Source organism: Salmonella sp. NW177 (assembly GCF_051811585.1).
Lineage (GTDB): Bacteria > Pseudomonadota > Gammaproteobacteria > Enterobacterales > Enterobacteriaceae > Salmonella > Salmonella enterica.
Window position 1 is genome coordinate 328,906 of the sequence record NZ_JAMMZV010000001.1, and the last position, 15,891, is coordinate 344,796.

Annotated in this window: 21 protein-coding genes; 8 read left to right on the top strand and 13 right to left on the bottom strand. The window is 52.9% G+C overall.

What is annotated here, in order from left to right; genetic code table 11:
• Positions 1 to 253 precede the first annotated feature (253 nt).
• The 4 genes from drpB (at position 254) to NA986_RS01745 (ending at position 3,295) form a co-directional block, all read left to right on the top strand.
• Positions 254 to 565: a cell division protein DrpB gene (gene drpB, locus NA986_RS01730; protein WP_000107439.1), complete on the top strand. Its 312-nt coding sequence runs from the start codon at positions 254 to 256 to the stop codon at positions 563 to 565.
• A 79-nt stretch (positions 566 to 644) separates the two neighbouring features.
• Positions 645 to 1,340, top strand: coding sequence for a phosphohydrolase (locus NA986_RS01735; RefSeq protein WP_000377038.1), 696 nt, complete (start codon positions 645 to 647; stop codon positions 1,338 to 1,340).
• Positions 1,341 to 1,413: 73 nt separating this feature from the next.
• A complete protein-coding gene (locus tag NA986_RS01740; protein WP_001157308.1) occupies positions 1,414 to 2,844 on the top strand; it encodes a DNA cytosine methyltransferase in 1,431 nt (476 codons plus the stop codon).
• Positions 2,825 to 3,295, top strand: a complete 471-nt coding sequence (locus NA986_RS01745; RefSeq protein ID WP_070793951.1) for a very short patch repair endonuclease — start codon at positions 2,825 to 2,827, stop codon at positions 3,293 to 3,295. The genes NA986_RS01740 and NA986_RS01745 overlap by 20 nt, the downstream gene beginning before the upstream one ends.
• Here the strand turns inward: NA986_RS01745 and yedA are convergent.
• The gene (gene yedA, locus NA986_RS01750) at positions 3,284 to 4,204 is read right to left on the bottom strand and encodes a drug/metabolite exporter YedA (RefSeq protein WP_001212262.1); all 921 of its coding nucleotides are present in this window, start codon (positions 4,202 to 4,204) and stop codon (positions 3,284 to 3,286) included. The two genes, NA986_RS01745 and yedA, sit on opposite strands and share 12 nt — an antisense overlap.
• A gap of 169 nt (positions 4,205 to 4,373) precedes the next feature.
• Between yedA and NA986_RS01755 the strand changes: the two genes are divergently transcribed.
• The 3 genes from NA986_RS01755 (at position 4,374) to dgcQ (ending at position 7,430) form a co-directional block, all read left to right on the top strand.
• The gene (locus NA986_RS01755; RefSeq protein ID WP_094445042.1) at positions 4,374 to 5,291 is read left to right on the top strand and encodes a DUF808 domain-containing protein; all 918 of its coding nucleotides are present in this window, start codon (positions 4,374 to 4,376) and stop codon (positions 5,289 to 5,291) included.
• A gap of 76 nt (positions 5,292 to 5,367) precedes the next feature.
• The gene (locus NA986_RS01760; RefSeq protein WP_001521741.1) at positions 5,368 to 5,553 is read left to right on the top strand and encodes a YodC family protein; all 186 of its coding nucleotides are present in this window, start codon (positions 5,368 to 5,370) and stop codon (positions 5,551 to 5,553) included.
• Between the two features lie 164 nt (positions 5,554 to 5,717).
• Positions 5,718 to 7,430 (top strand): cellulose biosynthesis regulator diguanylate cyclase DgcQ, encoded by a 1,713-nt coding sequence (gene dgcQ, locus NA986_RS01765; RefSeq protein WP_023216961.1) that lies wholly within the window; start codon positions 5,718 to 5,720, stop codon positions 7,428 to 7,430.
• On the opposite strand, the gene NA986_RS01770 is transcribed toward dgcQ, so the two are convergent.
• Both NA986_RS01770 and yodD read right to left on the bottom strand, forming a co-directional pair.
• Entirely contained in the window at positions 7,409 to 8,224 is an 816-nt protein-coding gene (locus NA986_RS01770; protein ID WP_000948786.1) for a mannosyl-3-phosphoglycerate phosphatase-related protein, read from the bottom strand. The genes dgcQ and NA986_RS01770 overlap by 22 nt on opposite strands.
• A 310-nt stretch (positions 8,225 to 8,534) precedes the next feature.
• Positions 8,535 to 8,762, bottom strand: a complete 228-nt coding sequence (gene yodD, locus NA986_RS01775; protein ID WP_000844798.1) for a YodD family peroxide/acid resistance protein — start codon at positions 8,760 to 8,762, stop codon at positions 8,535 to 8,537.
• 128 nt (positions 8,763 to 8,890) lie between these two features.
• Here yodD and dsrB point away from each other — a divergent pair, with 128 nt between their 5' ends.
• On the top strand, positions 8,891 to 9,085 hold the full coding sequence (dsrB, locus tag NA986_RS01780) for a protein DsrB (protein WP_000867218.1): 195 nt from the start codon (positions 8,891 to 8,893) through the stop codon (positions 9,083 to 9,085).
• 38 nt (positions 9,086 to 9,123) lie between these two features.
• Here the strand turns inward: dsrB and rcsA are convergent, their stop codons facing one another.
• The 10 genes from rcsA to fliJ form a co-directional block, all read right to left on the bottom strand.
• Entirely contained in the window at positions 9,124 to 9,747 is a 624-nt protein-coding gene (gene rcsA, locus NA986_RS01785; protein WP_000103971.1) for a transcriptional regulator RcsA, read from the bottom strand.
• Positions 9,748 to 10,028: 281 nt separating this feature from the next.
• On the bottom strand, positions 10,029 to 10,823 hold the full coding sequence (fliR, locus tag NA986_RS01790) for a flagellar biosynthetic protein FliR (RefSeq protein WP_000616953.1): 795 nt from the start codon (positions 10,821 to 10,823) through the stop codon (positions 10,029 to 10,031).
• A gap of 8 nt (positions 10,824 to 10,831) precedes the next feature.
• A complete protein-coding gene (fliQ, locus tag NA986_RS01795; protein WP_000187355.1) occupies positions 10,832 to 11,101 on the bottom strand; it encodes a flagellar biosynthesis protein FliQ in 270 nt (89 codons plus the stop codon).
• Between the two features lie 9 nt (positions 11,102 to 11,110).
• The gene (fliP, locus tag NA986_RS01800; RefSeq protein WP_001253411.1) at positions 11,111 to 11,848 is read right to left on the bottom strand and encodes a flagellar type III secretion system pore protein FliP; all 738 of its coding nucleotides are present in this window, start codon (positions 11,846 to 11,848) and stop codon (positions 11,111 to 11,113) included.
• Complete coding sequence (gene fliO / locus NA986_RS01805) at positions 11,848 to 12,225, bottom strand: flagellar biosynthetic protein FliO (protein ID WP_000978276.1); 378 nt, start codon at positions 12,223 to 12,225, stop codon at positions 11,848 to 11,850. Before fliO ends, fliP begins: the two co-directional genes overlap by 1 nt.
• Positions 12,225 to 12,638, bottom strand: coding sequence for a flagellar motor switch protein FliN (gene fliN, locus NA986_RS01810; protein WP_001282111.1), 414 nt, complete (start codon positions 12,636 to 12,638; stop codon positions 12,225 to 12,227). Before fliN ends, fliO begins: the two co-directional genes overlap by 1 nt.
• A complete protein-coding gene (fliM, locus tag NA986_RS01815; protein WP_000502811.1) occupies positions 12,635 to 13,639 on the bottom strand; it encodes a flagellar motor switch protein FliM in 1,005 nt (334 codons plus the stop codon). The genes fliN and fliM overlap by 4 nt, the downstream gene beginning before the upstream one ends.
• Before the next feature lie 4 nt (positions 13,640 to 13,643).
• Positions 13,644 to 14,111 carry a flagellar basal body-associated protein FliL gene (fliL, locus tag NA986_RS01820; protein ID WP_000132169.1) on the bottom strand — a complete coding sequence of 156 codons (468 nt, stop codon included), beginning with the start codon at positions 14,109 to 14,111 and terminating at the stop codon, positions 13,644 to 13,646.
• Positions 14,112 to 14,215: 104 nt separating this feature from the next.
• The gene (gene fliK / locus NA986_RS01825) at positions 14,216 to 15,433 is read right to left on the bottom strand and encodes a flagellar hook length control protein FliK (protein ID WP_023216554.1); all 1,218 of its coding nucleotides are present in this window, start codon (positions 15,431 to 15,433) and stop codon (positions 14,216 to 14,218) included.
• Positions 15,430 to 15,873, bottom strand: coding sequence for a flagellar export protein FliJ (gene fliJ / locus NA986_RS01830; protein ID WP_000046981.1), 444 nt, complete (start codon positions 15,871 to 15,873; stop codon positions 15,430 to 15,432). The genes fliK and fliJ overlap by 4 nt, the downstream gene beginning before the upstream one ends.
• Positions 15,874 to 15,891: the final 18 nt, after the last annotated feature.

Genomic DNA, 15,891 nt, shown 5'->3' on the forward strand with positions numbered 1-15,891 from the left:
TAAAACGCTATCGCGGTGCGTAAAAATAAGTTGTTCTGGTTATGGGTTATTCTGCATCAGAGTGCGATTCAATCACCATTCCCTTATTTAACAGCAGGTTCAGCGCCAAGCGTAACATTATCTGAGAATAAACTATTTGTGGAATGAATAACCAGAACAGGTGGATAAGGTATTTTATGGTCGAAATGTGACTAATGTCACATTATAATGTAATTAATGTCATATGACTTACATCACAAAAGCGGAGTAAAGTTTGAGTACCAGGGAGGACAACGCCACCCGTAGCATGGGCGGCAAATTAGCGTTATGGGTTTTTTATACCTTTTGCGGCTACTTCATCTGGGCGATGGCGCGTTGCGTGTGGCTGATGTCCGCCATACAAACCGAGCCGGTTCTCGGCCCAATCAGCACTCCTGGCAGCACAACGGAAAAATGGCTTAACGCGCTTTCGCTGGGCGTCGTCTGGCTTATTCTGGGGAGTATTGCCTGGTACACCCGGCCTCGCAAAAACAGGGGGTATCCCGCCGACACTCAGCCAGAAACGCGCAAGCACGCAGGGATGTAAAGTGGTGGCGGATATGTCAGGATAGCGAACCCTGTGCTCAGGCATGTAATAAAAATGGTCTGCTATAAAGAGAGGGCGTATGGACTCAGGATACTGGCAATCGCAGTTTGAAGACTGGCTACGTCACCACCACCAGGAACAGGATGCCGCCCATGACATCTTCCATTTTCGTCGTGTTTGGGCAACCGCGCAAACGCTCGGGGAAAACAGTCCTGTCGACTGGCTGGTGGTGCTATCGGCATGTTATTTCCATGACATCGTCAGCCTGGCGAAAAATCATCCGCAGCGGCATCGTTCTTCCATTCTGGCGGCGGCAGAAACCCGACGTATTTTTCTGCGGGATTTTCCTGACTTTCCGGCAGAAAAACTGGCGGGCATTTGTCATGCTATCGAAGCGCATAGCTTCAGCGCAAAAATTGCGCCTACCACGCCAGAGGCAAAAATCGTACAGGATGCAGACAGGCTGGAGGCGTTGGGCGCCATTGGTCTGGCGCGGGTCTTCGCGGTTTCCGGCGCGCTGGGCGTCGCGCTGTTTGATGCCGACGATCCCTTTGCCGACAGACGGCCTCTTAACGATAAGCAATTCGCGCTCGACCATTTTCAAACCAAACTGCTGAAACTGCCGCTGACGATGCAGACTGAACGGGGCAAGTGCCTGGCGCAGCGTAATGCGGATTTTCTGGTGTCGTACATGGCGAAACTGAGCGCTGAGCTGAAAGGCGACTATGAAACACGGGATGAGGCGGTCATCCAGATGTTTGCTACGCATCAGTAACCCCTGCCGCTGAAACGTAAACCGCGTCATTTTATGTTAGTCTGTCGGCAATTATTTTTGGCCGGTTAAATGTATGCAGGAAAATATTTCAGTAACACACGCCCGGAACCTCATCGCCGACGACGCCGGAAGCGAGATCCAGGCGATGCTGAGTCAATTGCTGGAAATCTACGATGTTAAAACGCTGGTGGCGCACCTTAACGGCCTGGGCGAACAGCACTGGAGCCCGGCCATCTTAAAGCGCGTAATGATGAACGCGGCATGGCATCGTTTGAGCGACAATGAACTCACCTGTCTTAAAACAGAGTTGCCGACGCCGCCAGCGCATCATCCACATTACGCCTTTCGTTTTATCGATCTCTTCGCGGGCATCGGCGGTATTCGCCGCGGATTTGAAGCGATAGGCGGACAGTGCGTGTTTACCAGCGAATGGAATAAGCACGCGGTACGGACATATAAAGCGAACTATTTTTGCGATCCGCTGCAACATCGCTTTAATGAAGATATCCGCGATATCACATTGAGCCACCGGGAAGGGGTCAGCGATGATGAGGCGGCGGAACACATTCGCCAGCATATTCCGCAACATGATGTCCTGCTGGCGGGCTTTCCCTGTCAGCCATTTTCTCTGGCGGGCGTTTCCAAGAAAAATGCGCTGGGCCGCGCCCACGGCTTTGCCTGCGAGACTCAGGGGACGTTATTTTTTGATGTCGTAAGAATTATCGACGCCCGCCGCCCCGCGCTGTTTGTGCTGGAAAACGTGAAAAACCTTAAAAGTCACGACCAGGGCAACACCTTCCGCATTATTATGCAAACGCTCGATGAACTGGGATATGACGTGGCGGATGCCGCTGACAATGGCCCGGACGATCCGAAAATTATCGACGGGCAGCACTTTCTTCCTCAGCATCGGGAACGTATTGTGTTGGTGGGATTCCGTCGCGATTTAAACCTGAAAACCGATTTTACGTTACGCAATATCGCCCGTTGTTATCCACCGCGCCGTCCGACGCTGGCAGAACTGCTGGAGCCCGTCGTCGAAGCCAAATATATCCTGACGCCGGTGCTGTGGAAATATTTATATCGCTACGCGAAAAAGCACCAGGCGCGGGGAAACGGTTTTGGCTATGGCATGGTTTATCCTGACAATCCGGAAAGTGTGGCGCGCACGTTATCTGCTCGCTACTACAAAGATGGTGCCGAAATTCTGATCGATCGTGGTTGGGATATGGCGAAAGGCGAAGTGAATTTCGACGATGCTGGCAACCAACAACATCGTCCCCGCCGACTCACGCCGAGAGAGTGCGCGCGTTTAATGGGATTTGAGGCGCCGCAAACGTACCAGTTCAGGATACCTGTCTCGGATACGCAGGCCTATCGCCAGTTTGGCAACTCCGTGGTGGTGCCGGTATTTGCTGCGGTAGCAAAGCTGTTGGAACCCAAAATTCACCAGGCGGTGACGTTGCGTCAGAGAGAGACGGTAGATGGCGGACGTTCACGATAAAGCCACGCGCAGTAAAAATATGCGCGCGATAGCGACCCGCGATACGGCTATTGAAAAACGTCTTGCTGGCCTGTTAAGCGCGCAGGGGATTACGTTTCATACTCAGGACGCGACATTACCGGGCAAGCCGGACTTTGTGGTGAATGATTATGATTGTGTGATTTTTACTCACGGCTGCTTTTGGCATCATCACCACTGTTATCTGTTCAAAGTGCCGGCCACGCGAACGGCTTTCTGGCTGGAAAAAATCGGTAAGAACGTTGAGCGCGATGAGCGCGATATTCAGCGTTTACAGGCGCTTGGCTGGCGGGTACTGATCGTCTGGGAGTGCGCCTTGCGCGGGCGAGCGAAATTGAGCGACGCGGCGTTGGCGGAGCGCCTGGAAGAGTGGATCTGCGGCAGCGGCGCCAGCGCGCAGATCGACACCCAGGGGATTCATCTACTGGCGTGAATCTTCCGTTTTACACGGTGTGATCACCGCCCTGGCGGGAAACAGGTACTTACCCAGAGTCACCAGCACTACGGCAAACACAATCACGCCCAGCGCGGCCCATTCAACGGGCGATAACCTCTCACCGCCCAGGCCAGTGCCAAGCAACACGGCGACAACCGGATTCACATAGGCGTAGCTGGTCGCCAGCGCCGGACTGACGTTGCGAATCAGGTACATATAGGCATTAATGGCGATAATAGAACCGAATAACGCCAGGTAGCCGACGGCCATAAACCCCGATAAACCAGGCAGCGTGGCGAGCTTTTCGCCGGAAAGAAACGCCGCGCAAAGCAATACCACGCCCGCCGCCAGCATTTCAATCGCGCCCGCCATCATGCCCACAGGCAGGGCGATGCGCGAGCCGTAAACGGAACCAAATGCCCAGCTCATCGAACCTATCAGGATCAAAATCGCGCCCCACGGATTGCCGCTTAAATTACCGCCGCTGTTCAGCAGAATAATCCCGGCAAGTCCAATGGCAATCCCCACCCATTCTAATTTGCGCGTTTTAATACCAAAAAAGTAGCTAAAGCACAGCGTAAATAGCGGGACAGTGGCGACCACGACGGCAGCAATGCCCGATGGCACGTTTTGATGCTCCGCCACCGTCACCAGACCGTTACCCACCGCCAGCAGCAGTAGACCAATCAGCGCGGCGTTGATGGTCTGGCGCAGCGGCGGAAGTTTTTCGCCGCGCAACAGCAAAAACGCCATGAGCAACATCCCCGCCGAGAGAAAACGTACGCCAGCCATCATCAGCGGCGGCCAGCTTTCAACGCCTATGCGGATAACAAAATAGGTAGACCCCCAAATGATGTACAAGGCAAAAAGCGCGCCAAAAAGAGGTAATAACTGCCGGAAACGCATAATCACTCACGGTGAAATAAAAAGGGTGAATATAGTAAACGTCAAAATTATTATGCTGGCGAGCATTATAATTGTCCTTTTGGAATAAAAAGGCGTTGACCCGCGCCGCCGGTTTCGGCATTACGCATTTTGCTACATACTTAACGTCTTAGAAGAAAAGACCGAGGAAATCATTTTGGCAGGAAGTAGCTTACTGACATTACTCGACGATATCGCCACGCTGCTGGACGATATTTCGGTAATGGGCAAATTGGCCGCGAAAAAAACCGCGGGCGTACTGGGGGATGACCTGTCGCTCAATGCGCAGCAGGTGACCGGCGTTCGCGCTAATCGCGAGCTGCCAGTGGTATGGAGCGTGGCGAAAGGATCATTAATCAACAAGGTTATTCTGGTGCCGTTGGCGCTGTTGATAAGCGCATTTATCCCGTGGGCCATTACGCCTTTATTAATGTTAGGCGGCGCGTTTCTCTGCTTTGAAGGGGTAGAAAAAGTCCTGCATACCTTTGAGGCGCGAAAACACAAAGAAGACCCGGCGGAGCGGCAAAAACGTCTTGAGGCGCTGGCTGCGCAAGATCCTTTGGCCTTTGAAAAAGATAAAGTAAAAGGGGCGGTCCGTACCGATTTCATTCTGTCCGCTGAAATTGTGGCCATTACCCTGGGGATTGTCGCGCAGGCGCCGCTGCTTAATCAGGTGTTGGTACTGGCGGGGATTGCGTTGGTTGTGACTATTGGCGTGTATGGCCTGGTGGGTATTATTGTCAAACTGGATGATATGGGGTACTGGCTGGCGGAAAAGCGTAGTGTGCTGGCGCAGGGCGTCGGTAAAGGATTACTGATTATCGCGCCCTGGTTAATGAAAGCATTATCCATTGTCGGTACGCTGGCGATGTTTCTGGTCGGCGGCGGGATTGTCGTACATGGTATTGCGCCGCTACACCATGCCATTGAACATCTTGCGCAGCAGCAGGGGGCTTTCATGGCGCATACGATCCCTGCGGGGCTGAATCTGGTGCTCGGCTTTATTATCGGCGCCATTGTGGTGGCGCTGGTGAAAGGTGTGGCGAAAATTCGCGGTGTTTCGCACTGATTTTCTACAATGAATTATGCAAAATTGTCCATCCTCGTCTAAGGTGAAAACGTTTCATCTGATACAGGAGGCAGGTATGGTCTTTTCTGTCAGTGAGGAAGTTACCGTGAAAGAGGGTGGGCCCCGGATGATCGTCACCGGTTATTCCAGCGGAATGGTAGAGTGTCGCTGGTATGATGGTTTTGGCGTAAAGCGGGAGGCATTCCATGAGAATGAGCTCGTGCCAGGCAAGGAAAGGCGCGGGCGGGACGAAGCCCGATGACAAAACGCCCGGTTAATGCCGGGCGTTTTGCTGTGGAGAAAAAGAGTCGTCGCGCTGCGACATGCTGCTACCTGGTTATGCCAGGATTGAGTGGTATCCCTTGATGAGGTCTGGCTACCGTAAGCCATCAGGGGGAGTTGTATCAATAACCAGGAGTTACCAGGGTGCCGCACGAAACACTGTTAGACAATCAAGGCTGGTTTAAAAAGCTGGCGCGGCGTTTTGGTCCCGGTCATGTCGTCAACACCTGTTTTCTGATCGTGATGCTGTTCTCGACGCTACTTACCTGGCGGGAAGTGATGATACTGAAAGACGCGTATGTCGCCAGTCAGCGCAATCATCTGGGGAGCGTCGCGAATGTCCTTGACCGCCAACTGCAATTCAACATGGACAGGTTGATCTTTTTACGCAACGGTATGCATGAAGCGCTGGTGGCGCCGCTGGCTTTTTCCGCATTGCAGAGCGCGGTGACGCAGTTTGAGCAACGACGCGTCAGACATTTCTGGCAACTGGAGCTGGATAAGCGGCGGACATTGCCGTTATATGGCGTTTCCGATCAATTTGTCGCCCGGACGACGCTTCTTTCGCGGGAGAGTCGTGACCTGGCAAATGAATTAACCGCCACGCTGGAGTTAGGGTATCTGGCGCGTCTGGCGCGCTCATCCGCCATGCTGACGCTGGAGACGATGTATGTTTCTCGCTCAGGGTTTTACCTCTCAACTCTCCCTACGGCGTACGGTAGCGATATTGTCTCCCGTTACTATCAGTACGTGACTCAGCCCTGGTTTATCGAGCAAAGCCAACGGCGTAACCCACAGCGCGGCGTGCGGTGGTTTACCTCCGCACAGCCCTATGTTGCTGACGAGCAGAAAAAAGTGACAGCCAGTCTACCGCTGGATCACGATAATTACTGGTATGGCGTACTGGCAATGGATATTCCCGTTGCGTCATTACAGCGGTTCCTGCGCGATGCGGCCGAAAAGGATATTGAAGGGGAATATCAGCTATACGATAACCATCTCCGTTTGTTGACGGACTCCGCGCCGGAACAACAAACCGCGAATACGTTAAATGACCGTGAGCGCGCCTTACTGGCGCGTGAAATAGAAAAAGATACCCTGGGCGGGCTGCGTTTAGGAACGCATTATGTAAGCTGGGAGCGGCTGGATCATTTTGATGGCGTCCTGCTGCGCGTGCATACATTACGTGAAGGCATACAAGGGAATTTTGGCAGTATTAGTATCGCGCTGACGCTGTTATGGGTGCTTTTTACGGCGATGCTGTTGATCTCCTGGGGTGTTATTCGACATATGGTCAAAAACATGTTTGTTCTGCAAAATTCGCTGCAATGGCAGGCATGGCACGATCCGCTGACCCGACTATATAACCGTGGCGCGCTGTTTGAAAAAGCGTCCAGGCTGGCAAAGCGCTATCGGGAAGCCCGCCAGCCATTTTCTGTGATACAGCTGGATTTAGATTATTTTAAAAGCGTTAACGATCGCTTTGGTCATCAGGCAGGCGATCGCGTGTTGTCCCATGCCGCTGGGCTCATTGGCAGCACCATTCGAGCGCACGACATCGCCGGACGGGTAGGGGGCGAAGAGTTTTGTATCGTGCTGCCCGGCGCGACGAAAGCGCAGGCGCTGCAGATTGCCGAACGCATACGCCAGCGCATTAATGACAAAGAGATTCTGGTGACGAAAAGCACGACGCTTCGTATCAGCGCGTCAATGGGGATCAGTAGCGCGGAGGAATACGGCGACTATGATTTTGAGCAGTTGCAGACGCTGGCCGACAAACGGCTTTATTACGCCAAACAGTCCGGACGTAACCGTATTTGCGCCAGCGACGCGACTCAGGAGCGGGAAAAGAAATAGTCCATTCCTTCGCGCCAGCCATCCGGCCCTTCGTTCTGGCTACGGTAGACGCGCTGAGGATCGTCGTTACGCAAATGTACGCCCTCCCGGTTTAGCCCTTTAACGACAACCGCATAATCCATCACATCCAGTAAAGGCGCATCATTGGGACCGTCTCCCAGTCCCAACGTCAGAGGACGCGCGCGCCATTGCCGACGATATGCTTCTATCAGCCAGTTAGCAGCCTGATCTTTACCGGCGGAGGCGTCCAGCACATGCCAGAAACGGGCGCCATGGACAAATTGCAGTCCCAGGTCATTTAAATGGGCGACAAACTGCGCCATGCGTTCATCGCTATCGCGCCAGATCAGCGACACCGACGCTTCATGCAGACGGGTTAGGGCAGACTGTGCCCGGTTTAGGCCCGTCCATTCGCTTATCACCTGATCGTCAACGTCATCAAACGTGGTGAACTTAAACTGTTCCTTTTCACGCAATTTATGCAGGACGAGGCGGATTTCGTTGTGAGAAATACCGGCTATCAGGCGGGGATAGTTGGGATGGTCTTCCCAATGAACGTCCAGTTGGATCACCGCGCCGTTTTCCGCAATCAGCGGCAGTCCCTGTAGATTTAACGTCGTCTGGAGCTGGAGCATTTCAGCCGCGGTTTTACTGCTACAGAGGATCACGGGCACGCCGCTTTCATGCAGGCGTGTAAGCCAGGGAGCCGCGGGCTGCCACTCAAAAGTGTGGCTGTTCAGCAATGTGCCGTCCAGATCGGTAAAAATCAGCAAGGGGTCATGGATTGAGAGCATTTTTTCCTCATTTTCCGTTGCAACGGCGGGCTTATTTCCAGGAAAAGTCCTAAAGCACACCCGAAAGAAGTCGAACGCTAACTGGAACCGATCCCGTCGCTTCCAGGCAGCACATGCGTTGTCACACTTTTGCTACCGAACTATTAGCGCGCTTAATCATTCATGTAAAAAATATTTACTTGTCATGCAAAAAAAATTGCAGATAAGGTAAATCTCACATCAGATTTCCTGGTGTAACGAATTTTCAAGTGCTTCTTGCATAAGCAAGTTTGATCCCGACCCGTAGGGCCGGGATTTTTTTCGGCCATTTTTAACGGTTTACTTCTGTTACACTAAAATCATGAATATCCAGCTCGAATGCTTCAGCTAATTCATGCCATGTATGATATTCCCGTCCGTCTACGCTCACCCGCTCAGGATCTTCCTGGCTACGGTGAACCTCGCTTTCGCTGATTTCATTGATGGCCGCCAGTAGCGCATCTACATCGACGCTCACTTCGCGCTTGGCCGTATCACTGTACTCTTTTGCCGTTTTCATCTTCACTACCTCACGGGTTCCTGACAGCCTAAGTATAGACCGTTGAGAAAACCAGCAAACACGCCAGCAAGGCGCTGTCAGACGCAGAAAATTGTTCTACACTGGCACAAAGCGACAGGAGGAAAATGATGAAGGTGAATGATCGGGTAACCGTTAAAACGGACGGCGGTCCCCGCCGACCAGGCGTGGTACTGGCAGTGGAAGAATTTAGTGAAGGCACAATGTACCTGGTTTCGCTGGAGGATTACCCGCTCGGCATCTGGTTCTTCAATGAGTCAGGTCACCAGGATGGTATTTTTGTCGAGAAGGCGGAGCAGGACTAATTGAGCCGGACTGGAGGTACATTGCCAGTCCGGATGTCTCAGCGCATGTTAACAAAAATGCCGTTAGTGACGTTATCTGTCAGCCGCACTACGTGATAGATCACTTGTTTATTATGCGTTTTTATCTTTCTTTTTATATTCCCCTTATGGGAGGATACTGTTTTTGCTTTAATATTCATTCTGTCAGAAATCTGAATGGTTCCCTGACCTTCCATCCACATTCGCAACATGCTGGATTCAGTTCGACTTAACGATAATGTTGGTAAATTTATGGTTCCTGAAATACCCGACTCTTTTTTCAGAATATCGCCAAGAATGGTATCCAGCGAGTCAGGTTTAATCGATTTCGAGCTAATCAATAAGTTTTTTCTTACTAATAAATATTCATCAAAATGCACATTAGCAATTGCCATAAAAACAATAAATAACGTGTCAGGATGTTGATTAATGATTTGCTTTATTTGTTGACTGTCTGAAGGCGTATGAATGAAACAGTCCTCATTAATAAACACCACCGAAGGCTGATGCGCGCCACAAGCGATAGCGAGTTCGTCAACGGTTTCGATGTCGTTGATTTCCCTTTTTTTCACCCCTCTGCTGACCAGATACCCGCTTAACCCTAGCCGGGTGTAACTGCATAAATCCATAATAATCGTTGACATGGCATACCCTCACTCAATGCGTAACGATAATTCCCCTTACCTGAATAACTCACCATAATCAGACGGAACACGAATAGTCACCTTAGACAACGCTTACGCGGTTTTTCAGGCGAACTTACTATCCCGTAAAGTTACATATAATTTGCCAGGAATCATCTTAAAGTAAAGTGAATGTTGCGTTATGTGAGTGAAGTAAAAACAAATAAGGGGCAGCGGATATATCCTGGTGAATGTTTTTTAAAATTTATTTTCGGATAAACCTTAGTAAAACAGGATAAAAATTATGGGTTATTATTTATCGGCATCTCGCTAACAATATCAGCAAGCAAATTGAAAATTTCGCTGAATAAATGTTCGCAAAACGGCGCAATTAATGGCATTAGCGCGGCCATCAGCATAATGCCGACGGTGAGGGTAAGCGGGAAACCGATAACAAATATCGAGAGCTGCGGCGCCATGCGGTTTAATAGCCCCAGCGCCAGGTTGAGCGTAAGCAGGAGGGTAATGACCGGCAATGCCAGCATCAGTCCGTTTAAGAAAATGAGCCCACCGGCCCTGGCGAGCGCCATAAATGCATTACTGTTCACCGGGTTACTACCGATGGGCAGAGTATGGAAGGTATCGACCAGCAGCGAAATAAGCCACAAATGGCCATTAAAGGTGAGAAACAGCAGCATGGCGAGCATATCCATAATACGCGCCAGAACCGGCATATTCAGGTGGCTGCCCGGGTCGACGAAGGTGGCAAAGGAAAGCCCCATTTGCAGACCGATAAACTCACCTGCGGTACGCACCGCCGCAAAGGCGAATTGCATGGTAAATCCCAGCGCAATACCGATCAGAATTTGTTGCATCGCCAGCCATAAGGCGGCAATAGAAAAAAGCGGCGTATCGTTTGCCGGTAGCGACGGCGCGATAACGAGGGTAATCATTATTCCCAACCCCAGTTTTACCCGCTTGGGAATAGCGCGCTCACTGAGAATGGGCGCCGTTGAAATCAGCGCCAGTACGCGCAGCAAAGGCCAGAAATAGAGATGCAGCCAGTATAGCCATTGCTCGCTTGTAACCTGAATCATCGTTCTGTTTATCCGATGATATAAGGTAAATTGCTGAACAGAGTGCGTACGTAGTCCAGCAGCAGGTTGAGCATCCACGGGCCGGCAACGATAATTGCGATGAATACCGCGACGATTTTAGGGATAAACGACAGCGTCATTTCATTAATCTGAGTCGCGGCCTGCAAGATGCTGATAATGAGGCCGGTAATCAGCGCGACGAGTAACAGCGGCGCAGCCAGGGCGAGAGCGACTTTCATCGCCTCGGTGCCCATCATCATGACGGATTCAGGAGTCATTTTGCGCCTCTAACTGTAAAAGCTTTGGGCCAGCGACCCCACAAGCAATTGCCAACCATCGACCAGCACAAACAGCATCAGCTTAAACGGTAGGGCGATTGTCGCTGGCGGCACCATCATCATCCCCAACGCCATCAATACGCTGGCGATCACCAGGTCGATAATCAAAAAAGGGATGAAAATCGTAAAACCGATCTGAAACGCCGTCTTTAATTCGCTGGTGACATAAGCGGGCAGGAGGATACGCATCGGTACTGCTTCCGGTCCCTGTAACGGACCGCTATTGGCCAGACGGGCAAACAGCGCCAGATCGGCTTCGCGGGTTTGGCGCAGCATGAACGCGCGTAACGGTTGCGCGCCTTTGTCCAGCGCTTCCTGCATAGAAATTTTCTGCTCGCTAAACGGCTGGTAAGCATCCACGTAAATCTTGTCAATGACGGGCGACATAATAAAAAAGGTCAAAAACAACGCCAGCCCGAGTAACACCTGATTTGGCGGTGCCGAGGGCGTGCCCAGCGCGTTACGCAACAGGCCAAAAACAATGATGATACGCGTGAAGCTCGTCATCATCAGTAAAATCGCCGGCAGAAACGTCAGCGAGGTGATGAAAACCAGCGTCTGGACGGATAATGACCAGCTTTGGCCTCCGCCCGCTAATGGTTGGCTGATAAGCCCCGGCAGTTGCGCAGCGGCGGCGGGACTAAAAAGCCACAGACCCGCCAGAGAAAGGAATAACAAACGGCGCATCAGGATCTCCCGGAACGCTTGAGTAAGCTCTTCATCATGTTCTGGAAATCCGCCGGTGGGGCAACGGGTGCTTCCGTGTCATTCTCCGCGGGCGGCAGGGTGTGCAGCAGGTTGATCTGCGAGGCGGTCACGCCCAGTACCAGACGCGCATTTTCGACCTCGACAATCACCACGCGTTCGCGTGGGCCAAGCGAGGCGCTGGCTGACACCTTGAGCCCCCGGACGCTATTTCCTTTGGGCGCGAATCCCATACGCTTAATCACCCAGGCCGCCGCCAGAATGAGCGCAATAATGCCAATTAATGCGCCGCTCACCTGCATGAGCGGCGATCCGGCTGGCGCGGTGGGCTGAGAAACCGTGGCCTCTGTCTTCATCATTAACGACTCAAACGACGCATACGCTCGGATGGCGTAATAATATCGGTGATACGTACGCCGTATTTATCCGCCACGACGACCACTTCACCCTGGGCAATCAGGTAGCCATTAATCAGGATATCCAGCGGCTCGCCCGCCAGCCCGTCCAGCGCGACGACCGACCCCTGCGTCAGACGCAGCAGTTCTTTAATGGTCATTCGCGTGCGGCCCAGCTCTACGGTCAGTTTGACCGGGATATCCATAATCAGATCGATATCCTGCATAGCACCGCTGACATCGCCGCCGCCAAGCTGTTGGAAAACCGCGTCGGCGGCGCTTTTATTGGTGGTCGCTTTTTGCTCGTTTAACGCGTCAGCCCACAGATCATCCAATGCGCCAGTATTCTCATCGGACGGATTATTCATGTCACTCATTTGGGCTGTTCCTCATTCAGCGAATTCAAAATTGGGTTGATCAAATGTTCTACGCGTAGCGCATACTGTCCGTTTACGGTGCCATATTGGCTAGTGAGTACCGGAACGCCGTCCACATGAGCAATAATGCGGTCGGGTTTTTCAATCGGCAGTACATCGCCGGGTTTCAGCTTCAAAATCTGGGAAAGACGTAACGGAATATCGGCAAAATTGGCTACCAGCTCCAGTTCAGAGTGCTGAACCTGGCGTACCAGGTTATCACGCCAGTTCTGATCTTCATGGCGCGAGTTTTCCAGCGGCGGATTCACCAGCAGCTCACGCAGCGGCTCGATCATGCTAAATGGCAGACAGATGTTAAATTCACCGGTCAGATTGCCGATCTCCACATGAAACGGCGTATTGACGACGATATCGTTCGGCGAGGTGGTGATATTGGTAAATTTCACCTGCATTTCGGAACGCACATACTCCACTTCCAGCGGATTAATGGCTTTCCATGCGTCGCTATAGCCTTCCAGCGCCAGTTTCAGCATACGGTTGATGACACGCTGTTCCGTATGGGTAAACTCGCGGCCCTCGACTTTGGTCGGAAAACGACCGTCGCCGCCGAACAAGTTATCGACGGCAATAAACACCAGACTCGGCGAGAACACCACCAGCCCGGTGCCGCGTAGCGGCTTCAGGTGGATCAGGTTCAGGTTGGTCGGTACCGGCAGGTTACGCGCAAATTCGTGATACGGCTGAATACGTATGGCACCCACGGTAATATCCGGGCTGCGGCGCAGCAGGTTAAATAATCCCATCCGGAACTGGCGTGCGAAACGCTCGTTAATAATCTCCAGCGCCTGCAAGCGTTCACGCACGACGCGACGCTGGGTATTGGGATCGTAAGGGCGAATATCGCTATCGCTTGCGATACCGGGAGTGGGTTCGTCTTTGGTGTCGCTGTCGCCGTTCAACAGCGCATCGATTTCAGCCTGAGAAAGAATACTATCGCCCATATCGTTACCGCAGAATAAAAGCTGTATAAAGCACGTCAGTGACGACCTGTTTTGGTTGTCCGGCAACGAGCGGCGCGGCCAGCGTCTCTTTAATGGCGGCAATCAGTTTTTGTTTGCCAGCTTCTGTTGAGAGCTCGGCGGCATTCTGACGGGAAAACAACAACAGCAGACGGCTGCGCACTTCCGGCAGATATTCATTTAATCGCGCGCGCGTCGCTTCGTCTTTCAGACGCAGGGTCACGCCGATATACAACACGCGATCCGCATCGCCCAGATTGACGGTAAACGTATCCAGCGCAAAAAATACCGGCGCGGGCGGCGGAGCCGGTTCCGCTTTAGCGTTCGTGGTCGGTTGCTGCTGCATACGCCAGTAGCTATAACCGGCGGTCGCGCAGGCGGCGAGGGTAATCAACACCAGCAAAGGTATCCAAATCGAGCGTTTGCTCTTTTTGTTAATCGCGGAGTCAGTCATCTGATACGGGCTTCCTGTTTCGGTACTGCTTATTGGCTGATTATCCCGTGTCCTGTCCACGACAAAGCGTGGAAAAGACGCGGATAATCATGCTACCTCTGGCGTTAGGCGAAGATATCCACTGCGCCATTGCCGCGCGCGGCGGCCTGAAGCGAGGCCGGCGCTGCTAACGCTATGTCATCTTCAGCGCCAAACGCGTCCGGGTGTTGGGCGCGGGCAGACTGTTGTTGCGATGAAGACTGCTGCTGTCCGGCAAAGCTTTCGCTACTGATACTGCTTTGTCCCAACTGAATGCCGCTTTCCGCCAACTGAGTGCGCAACATGGGTAGAGCGGCTTCCAGCGCGGCGCGGACATGGCTATGCGGCGATACCATCTGGAGCTGCGCCTGATTGTCATCCAGCTTGAGCGAAATATGCACCTGACCTAACTCTTCCGGATGCAATCGAAGCTGCGCGCTTTGCTGTCCCTGACGCGTAAATAACATGACCTGCTGACTGAACGTTTGCTGCCATTCATGGCTGCCTAACGGCGCGCTGAGTACCGGGGCTGAGGCGACAGGTAGCGGTTGCGCCGTGGCGCTGCTGAGCGTCGGCATTGCCGCGCCATGCGTTACTGGCGCGGGCGGGCTATCCACCTCCACTTTCGCGCTGGTCGCGGCGGCAGCGACCACCAGCGGCGTCAGTGATGGCCCCGTGGCGCGATCGTCGCTGGCGCGCGCAAGCGACGCCTCGGTTTTCCCTTTATCATGCTCGCTAAAAGAGAGCGTATGTGTCTCTTCCTGCGGCGCCGATGGCATGTCGCCGCGCAACAGTGACGGCAAGGCGATGTGATTTTCAGCCGGCGTCTCTCCGGCGACAGGCGTCGCGACAGGTTGTCCGGGCAGCATGGCGAATAAGGCGCTCAGACTGGCAAGATCCTCATCGCTCAGCGCGGGCGTTTTCTCATCATGCTGCGCCGTTTTACTCAATGCGGCCAGAGCGCTGGTTTTCAACGATGGCGTTAGCGTAGACAGTAGATGCTGCGCTTGTGTCAGATCGGTAAGCGTTTCATCCGTCGCATTCGCTTTTTGCGCCAGCAGGTCGGCAAGCTTCACCGCCTGGCCCGGCTCGCCATGTTGGGTCAGTAGCTCTTTCGATAACTTGCCGCTTGCCGCCTGTAAATCGGCCAGCGTGATGCGGGCGTCTTTGCCCTGTGCGCCGTCTGCGCCTAACGCGCCCGCCAGTAGCGCCAGAAAGTCCTCGGCTGAACCGGTGGTTTTTCCTGACGTCAGACCCGCGGTCATGTCGGTATCGGTGGTGATCAGTTGGGGCAGGGTGATCATTCGGGTTTCCTCATTGCTGCACGCTGAGCAAATTCATCCATCTTTTTCTGATCCATGCGGTTTTCAGCTAACAGCGCTGCCGCGGTTTGTCGGTCCTGTAAGGTTTGCCAGGCCTGAAGTCGCTGCTTTTTCTCACGCCAGCTCTTCAGCGCCAGGTCGACTTTTTGCGTCCACTGCGTAAGCTGGAGGCGATGCTGCTCTATCGCCTTTTCCAGTGTCTGAATAAACTGCTGATAGTTGATCCAGCGATTACTGGCGATGCCGTTGCCCATATCGGTGTTCAAATTACTGCGATACTCATTCTGATAATCGATCAGCATTTTGAGCTGTTCTTCCGCCTGTTGGCAGCCGCGACGCATTTCGCCCAGTAAACGCGCCGCGTCATCTACCTCTTTTTCGGCCAGATCTTTGAGTGTTTCCAGAGCGCCATGTTGTGCCATGATCGTCGCCCTCCTGCT